This is a genomic window from Alcanivorax sp. (assembly GCF_014762765.1).
In the GTDB taxonomy this organism is placed as follows: Bacteria; Pseudomonadota; Gammaproteobacteria; order Pseudomonadales; family Alcanivoracaceae; genus Alcanivorax.
The window spans coordinates 1-6,785 of sequence record NZ_JABURH010000163.1 but is presented as its reverse complement, the minus strand read 5'-3'; the positions used below and the strand labels follow the sequence as shown (position 1 = coordinate 6,785).

At 60.4% G+C, this 6,785-nt stretch carries 6 protein-coding genes and 1 pseudogene; 1 reads left to right on the top strand and 6 read right to left on the bottom strand.

What is annotated here, in order from left to right; translation table 11 throughout:
- Positions 1-59: 59 nt before the first annotated feature.
- From HUJ17_RS12050 to HUJ17_RS12025, 6 genes and pseudogenes are all read right to left on the bottom strand, one after another.
- Entirely contained in the window at positions 60-935 is an 876-nt protein-coding gene (locus tag HUJ17_RS12050; RefSeq protein WP_290510921.1) for a metal-dependent hydrolase, read from the bottom strand.
- 144 nt (positions 936-1,079) lie between these two features.
- The gene (locus HUJ17_RS12045; protein ID WP_290510920.1) at positions 1,080-2,045 is read right to left on the bottom strand and encodes a sensor domain-containing diguanylate cyclase; all 966 of its coding nucleotides are present in this window, start codon (positions 2,043-2,045) and stop codon (positions 1,080-1,082) included.
- A pseudogene (locus HUJ17_RS12040) lies at positions 2,045-2,454 on the bottom strand (methanogen output domain 1-containing protein). The gene HUJ17_RS12045 and the pseudogene HUJ17_RS12040 overlap by 1 nt, the downstream one beginning before the upstream one ends.
- A 304-nt stretch (positions 2,455-2,758) precedes the next feature.
- Positions 2,759-3,358 carry a 16S rRNA (guanine(966)-N(2))-methyltransferase RsmD gene (gene rsmD / locus HUJ17_RS12035; protein ID WP_290510919.1) on the bottom strand — a complete coding sequence of 200 codons (600 nt, stop codon included), beginning with the start codon at positions 3,356-3,358 and terminating at the stop codon, positions 2,759-2,761.
- A complete protein-coding gene (locus tag HUJ17_RS12030; protein ID WP_290510918.1) occupies positions 3,348-4,766 on the bottom strand; it encodes a pitrilysin family protein in 1,419 nt (472 codons plus the stop codon). The genes rsmD and HUJ17_RS12030 overlap by 11 nt, the downstream gene beginning before the upstream one ends.
- On the bottom strand, positions 4,763-6,091 hold the full coding sequence (locus HUJ17_RS12025; RefSeq protein ID WP_290510917.1) for a pitrilysin family protein: 1,329 nt from the start codon (positions 6,089-6,091) through the stop codon (positions 4,763-4,765). The genes HUJ17_RS12030 and HUJ17_RS12025 overlap by 4 nt, the downstream gene beginning before the upstream one ends.
- Before the next feature lie 257 nt (positions 6,092-6,348).
- Between HUJ17_RS12025 and HUJ17_RS12020 the strand changes: the two genes are divergently transcribed.
- Positions 6,349-6,785: signal recognition particle receptor subunit alpha (locus HUJ17_RS12020; RefSeq protein ID WP_290510916.1), on the top strand; the 437-nt coding region annotated here is incomplete at its 3' end.

The following is a 6,785-nucleotide window of genomic DNA, read 5'->3' as shown; positions in this document are numbered from 1 at the left end:
TTTTCCCACCGTAACACGCCAGCACGACAGGAAAACATGAAGGCCCCACGCAGGGCCGATCAGCCAGTCAGATCCGGCCGATCCAGTAGCCGTGACAGTTTCTTCAACCCCTGCTTGCGCAGGAAGGTACTGTCGCGCTTGGCGGGGTGAAAATCCCGCTTGTAATAAGCCAGGTAAGACTTGCCCAGTTTTCGCAGCCAGCCCGGTTTACCGAGCAGCCAGTTGATACCTCCCCGGACGGATCGCCAGTCGGTGGGATCGTCCATGTCCTTGCGTAGTTGGTAATAGTGGAAAATGGTAAAGCTGATGAATTCCACCGTGGTAAACGCCATTTCCGAGGTGCGCACCCAGTAGTTGTCCACCTGGTCCTGGTACACATCAAAGGCCACGGCCTTGTGCTCGCTTTCTTCCACCGCATGCCATAACCACAGTGGCAACATGCGCTCGTCCATGCCTTTGAAAAAATCCGGATGTTCCAGCATCAATTCCGCCAGCATGGCGGTGAAGTGCTCCAGGGCGCAGGTCTTCGCCAATTGCCGCTGCGGAGACAGGTGCTTGGCCATGAAGCGCATGCCGCGATTGACGAACTCATCCACCTTGCCGGTGGGCACGCCCTTGGACTCCATGAAATGGTTGAAGGCATCGTGCTCGTTACCGTGGTGGGCTTCCTGGCCAATAAAGCCTTTTACCTGCTCGCGTAGCAGCGGGTCCTGGATCTGTTTTTGGTAATGGCGCACGGAGCGCACGAAAAAGCGCTCGCCTTCCGGGAAAGTGCAGGACAAGGCTGTCAGCAGAATGGTCTTGAACTGGTCGTCGTCAAACCAGTAACGCGGCATGGCCGGATCGAAGGAGAAATCCATCTTGCGAGGCTGAATATCACTGTTGTTCAGTTTCTTTGATGTTTTCGGCGATGTCGCAACCGCTTTGCTAGTCATGGCAAACCCTCCTGCTTATAGCCACAGTATTCGCCAGTCAAAAATGGGACACTAGTGCAGTTTGCGCCATTTCCCGCCTGCCGCCGTGGCTGGGCAGGTCATTGATGTGAGGGACCGCCGGGTAATTGTGCCTGAACGCCGTGGTTACCTGGCGTCCGCCCTGGGTGGATCTGACTGACCGGACAGGGCCGCATGCACTGCCTGATCCCGCCCGCGCTGCTTGGCCAGGTACAAACCTCGATCCGCCTGACGCATCAGCTCACGGCCGGTGATGTTAGTGCCAGGAGTGCGAGTCGCCACTCCTACGGACAAGGTTACCGGCTGCCAACTGTCACCGGGCGGACAGCCCGCATTGTGATTGCGAAGGGTCATGACCAACCGCCAGGCCACTTTCAGGGAGGCATGGATATCCGCCCCCGGGAGCAACACCCCGAACTCTTCCCCGCCAATACGGGCCACCTGATCATCACGGCGGGTAAGAGTCCCGCTCAGCAACCGGGCCACACGCTGCAGCACCTGGTCGCCCAGGTCATGACCGTGGCTGTCATTAATTGCCTTGAAGTAGTCCAGATCCAGAATCATCACTGAAAATTCTTGCTGCGGATCTGCCAGTGCCGTCGCCAACCAGTCATCAAAAGCGCGACGATTGGCAATACCGGTCAGCGCATCCCGGGAAGCCTCGGTCTGCGCCACAAGTGCGGTTTTCTCTGCGGCCGCTCGCTCCCTTTTCAACGCCGTCGTCCGCTGGATCATCTGGGAAAGTTGGTGCATGCCACCCACGACCCATTGTCTTGGCAACAGCTCCAGCAACCAGAAATCCAGAGCCTCGCCCTGTCGGGCAATCCGGGTACTGGCGATGTAACTGTCTTGCATCGGTGCAGCCAGGCGCAGGGACAAATGGGAAAATGCCTGATTGCGGCGCATGGCTCGCAAAAATTCCTCACTGCGTGAGGGGGACGTCAGCAGACACTTGATCGTTTTCGGGGAGCGATCGCCGAGCAACTGGCTGGCCCTGCGGTTCAACCACTCTATATCGCCATTTGCGCGGACCACGAACACCGGCATGGACATGGCATTGATCAGGGCCCGACAGTCCGACGACCATGGCATCATTCACCGGAGCGAAAATATTCCCGCCCCGCCCCCGTCTCGCTGGCTTCCAGAGAAATGACCACATGACAGTGGCCATCGCCATTGGCAATGGCCTTCTGGATATCCACGCGGCCATAACCGGCATTTTCCGCTGCGATCACACCGAACACATTGGACGTCATCATGCACAGGGCCGGCCTATCACCTTGTCACCAAACGGACAGCGACGATTGCCAAGAACCAGTTGCCGTTCATCCGCATGGATCAGATAAAAATCCCCATCAATGCGACGCTTGAGATCTACCAGCACCGCGGCAATCTGATGTCGATCCAGTGAGGTCAACTTCAGAGACTGCAGATAATGCGCATTCAGTTCGTCACCGATCTTCTGGCCCACCAGGGAGATAAAGCCCTCTGCCTGATCCATGCCGGTAACTTCCTGCAGGGACTCGGCCAGATAACCAAGCAGCTGTCGCAGAAACCGGTCCTTGTCCAGGCCGATTGATGCCGTCTGAATCCGTTCCAAGACTTTTTCCATATTCGCCCCGTCCTTCCCTGTGCCGGTAACGGTGTTTGTTATCCCGTCGTCAGCAGCCATCCCCAATGGCTTCATATATATGATTCAACGCTACTGCTGTGACAGCAATCACACTGATACGACCGTGTATACCATTTACTCCCTTTTGCGCGCCGCCTGTCCCCTTTGCCCCTCAGAAACCGACGAATGGGACTCAAACCGCTTCACGGCGAAATAAACGCGCAAGAATGTCTCCTCCGCTTTTCTCCCGATACAACTGCCAGTTCGCCGGCACAACAGGCGGTTCTCCGTGGCGGCGGCTTTCCACATAGATCCAGGCGTCTTCCGCCAGCAGCCCACGCTTTTCCAGTGCCGCACAGGCCGGCTCCGCCAGCCCCAGGTCGTAGGGCGGATCGACAAACACCAGGTCGAACTGCAAAGCACTGTTGGCCAGCCACTGCTGGGCATCGGCAGTGTGGATCTCGATACGGTCCTCAAACAACGGTAGTAACTGGCGTTTCAAATCGGCGGCGCGTTCGCGTTTTTTTTCCACCAACACCGCCCGCCGGGCGCCACGGCTGAGGGCTTCTGCCCCCAGCACCCCGGAACCGGCAAACAGATCCAACACTCGCAAACCGGGCAACTCGAACTGCAGCCAGTTGAACAAAGTCTCGCGCATACGATCGGAAGAGGGTCTCAGGTCGCCCCCCTGATCCACGAATTGCAGCCGATGACCTCGCCGCTCCCCGCCAATGATACGCACCTGGCCTTTACTGGTGGCGCCGCCTTTGCGGCCCTGGCCTCTAGTCGCCACTGTGTTCTTCCTCCGCCTCCGGGGTACCGCTGTTCTGATCCTGCAGGATTTCTGGTGCCTCCGGACCGATGCTGACGATGGCCAGATCCCCCACATCCAGGGTTCGGCGGAAGGCATCGCGGATATCTGCCACGGTGACCTGGCGGACCTGGCGGTTGAACCATTGCAGGTAATCCAGCGGCAGATCATAAAATCCGATGGCGCCCAGCTGGCCGATGATGTCACTGTTGTCGGCGGTGCTCAGGGCAAAGCTGCCCAGGATATTGGCCCGCGCCTGTTCCAGTTGCGCCTGGCTGGGGCCGTCTTCAACGAACGTGTCGATCAGGTCCAGGGTCAGGGTCAACGCCTCATCGGCATTCTCGTTGGCGGTCTTGAACTGCACCTGGAAGGGACCGCCCGCCGCCATGGCCGAGAAGCCGCTGCCGATGCCGTACACATAACCCCGTTTCTGGCGCACCTCGTCGGTGAGGATGGACGCGAAGCCGCCACCGCCGAGAATCTGGTTGCCCACATGCAGCGCCACGTGATCCGGGTTGCCCCGCCAGGTGGCCTGGTTGCCCAGCAGGATATGGGTCTGGGCGGAGGGGAAATTGATGTGCTCGCGTTTCCGCTCGCTGAGTGCCTCGGCCCGGGGCAGCTCCGGTGCCGCCGGCCCCGCCGGCAGTGCCGCACTGATTTGTGCGGCGATTTCCTCGGCTTCACTGCGGGACAGGTCACCCACCATGGCAATCACGGTATTACCGGCGGCGTAATAGGTGTCATAGAAATCCACCAGCTGCTGGCGCTGGATCTTCGGCAGGCTCTCCATCGTCCCTTCGCTGGGCTGGCCATAGGGGTGGTCGGCAAACACCGTGCTCATGAATGCCTTGCTGACCTGGGGTCCGGGCACCTGTTGCTCCATGCGCAGCCCCTGCATGGCACGGGTACGCAGACGATCCAGGGCCTCCTCGGGGAAGCTGGGCGAACCGATCACCTGATTGAACAGGGTCACCACCGGCTGGCGATATTCCACCGCCGACAGGGTACGCAGGCTGATGATGCCCATGTCCCGGTAACTGCTGGAGGAAAAGCTGGCGCCACGATCTTCAAAGCCCCGGGCGATGTCGTCCACACTCAAGGCCTCCGCACCCTGGCCGATCAGGGCACTGGTCAGGGACGCCACCCCGGGCAAATCGTGATCCTGGGAACTGCCCGCCGCCATCACCAGACGAATGTCCAGCATGGGCAAGGCATCGCTCTGCACGAACATGACCTTGGCGCCCTGGTCCGTCTGCCAGGACTGGATATCCAGCTGCGGCGCCTGGGGCTCGCTGGCCGCCACCTGCTTTTCCGTGGTCGGGAAGCTGGCGCAGGCGCTGAGCATCAACGCCGCCACCGCAGCCCCCATGATTGCTGGTAACCGCATCATTGCTCCTCCTCCTGCGCAGGGACTACATGGGCCACGGCCAACCGTTCCCGTATCAGCCACTGGCGGGCCACCCGCTGCACATCTTCCGCAGTGACCTTGCCCAACTGTTCCTCAAATTGCTCGGCCAGTTCGATATCCAGACCTAGGGTACTGAGCATGCCCAACTCCATGGCCTGCCCCATCACCGAGTCCTTTTCGAACACCTGGCTGGCCAGCACGCCGGCCCGCACCCGCGCCATTTCATCTTCACTGGGCAAGGTGGTCTGCAGGGTCTTGATCTGCTCGCGCAGAGCCTGTTCTACCTGCTCGAGGGTGACACCCGGATTGGGAGTCGCTGTCAGCGTAAAGGTGCCATCGCCGCGCTGGATGCCGCTGTAGCTGGCACCGGCACCGGCCACCAGCTTCTCACCGCGAACCAGATCGGTTTCGATGCGGGCACTCATGCCACCGTCCAACACACCGGCGAGCATGGTCAGGGCGTAGAAGTCCTGCTTCTGTTCTGCGGTGACCAGGGAAGGCACGTTATAGAGCATGTAGAGGGCGGGCACTTGCACCGCCATGGCCAGATCCAGACGCCGCTCGCCAGCGGCAGGATTGACCGTCTGTATTGGCCGCGGCGGAGTGGTACCGGCGGGCAGATCGCTGAAGAAGCGGCGTACCAGCGGCTCTACCTGATCGCGGGTCACGTCACCGGCGACCACCAGGGTGGCATTCCCCGGCACATAAAAGCGGTCATACCAGCTGCGCGCCTGCTCCGGCTGCAACTGGGCCAGCAGCGAACGCCAGCCGATGATCGGGTGGGCATAACCGGTACCCGGCCGGGCCACCGCCTGGAATTTTTCCCAGGCCAGAGCATTGGGGTTGTCGTCGGTGCGGGTGCGACGCTCCTCCAGCACCACCTGCAACTCCCGGTAAAACTCGTCGTCGTCGATCTTCAGGTTGCCCAGTCGCTCCGCTTCCAGTTCCAGCGCCAGCGGCAGCCGCGACGCCTCGTACTGCTGGAAATAGGCGGTGTAGTCATAACTGGTGAAAGCATTGTCACTGCCCCCATAGCGGGCCACCAGTTTGGAGAAGTCCCCCGGCCCCAGTCGCTCGGTGCCCTTGAACATCATGTGCTCGAGCACATGGGCCAGACCCGTTTCATAGGGCGCTTCGTCGATGCTGCCGGCCTTGAACCAGACCATCACGGTCACCACGGATGCCCGATGATCCTCACGGATCAGCACTTTCAGGCCGTTATCCAGGGTAAAGGCATGGGTGGGCAGCTCGGCCCGGGCGGTCAGACTCCAGAGAATGGCCGCCAGTGCCACCATGAGTTGTCTCATGCATTGTCCTCATTGTGTCGCCCCCGGAAGCTGCTCCCCCGTGAGCGAAGTGTTAGGATAGCCGCGCGTTCGCTGTCAGGCTGCTGCAAGCCCGCCAGACAAACGCAAAGCCTGCAGGAGGGCGCATTTTATTTATCGCCGGCCGGCAGTCTGTCGAACTCAGGCTGCTAGCATACCGGTTTACTGCCCTGTCCTTGCAGCCTCATTGCAAAGGAAGAGGCCCGATTTACCCTCTTCGCGATTGGATAAGACTGAACATGAGCGACGAAGTTTCCCGCGACGACGACAACGCCCCGAAGCCGGAAGAAAAAAAGACCGGTTTCTGGAAGCGCATGTTTACCGGTGTGGATGCCGACGAACTGAACGAGGCTGACACCGGACCCGAAGCAGAAGAGACCGCCTCTGGCGAATCTCAGGCCGAAACCACAACGCCGGTGCCGCCACCAGCAGAAGCTACCGCCGTGACTCCAGAACCGGCGCCACAGGCTGAGAGCCAGCCTGGAGCGGCGGATGACGGTGACGAAGGCGGCAACTTCTGGACCCGCATGAAGCAGGGCCTGGGCAAGACCCGCAAGGGTCTGGGCAAGGGCCTGGCAGACCTGCTGGTAGGCGCCAAGGAAATCGACGACGAGATTTTCGAGGAAATCGAAACCCAGCTGCTGGTCGCCGATGTGGGCGTGGAAGCCACCGATGT

What these genes read in the sequence shown, in the direction of transcription:
- HUJ17_RS12025 (WP_290510917.1), bottom strand. Translation starts at nt 6,091, where the DNA reads ATGAGACAACTCATGGTGGCACTGGCGGCCATTCTCTGGAGTCTGACC.
- HUJ17_RS12050 (WP_290510921.1), bottom strand. Translation starts at nt 935, where the DNA reads ATGACTAGCAAAGCGGTTGCGACATCGCCGAAAACATCAAAGAAACTG.
- HUJ17_RS12045 (WP_290510920.1), bottom strand. Translation starts at nt 2,045, where the DNA reads ATGCCATGGTCGTCGGACTGTCGGGCCCTGATCAATGCCATGTCCATG.
- HUJ17_RS12030 (WP_290510918.1), bottom strand. Translation starts at nt 4,766, where the DNA reads ATGATGCGGTTACCAGCAATCATGGGGGCTGCGGTGGCGGCGTTGATG.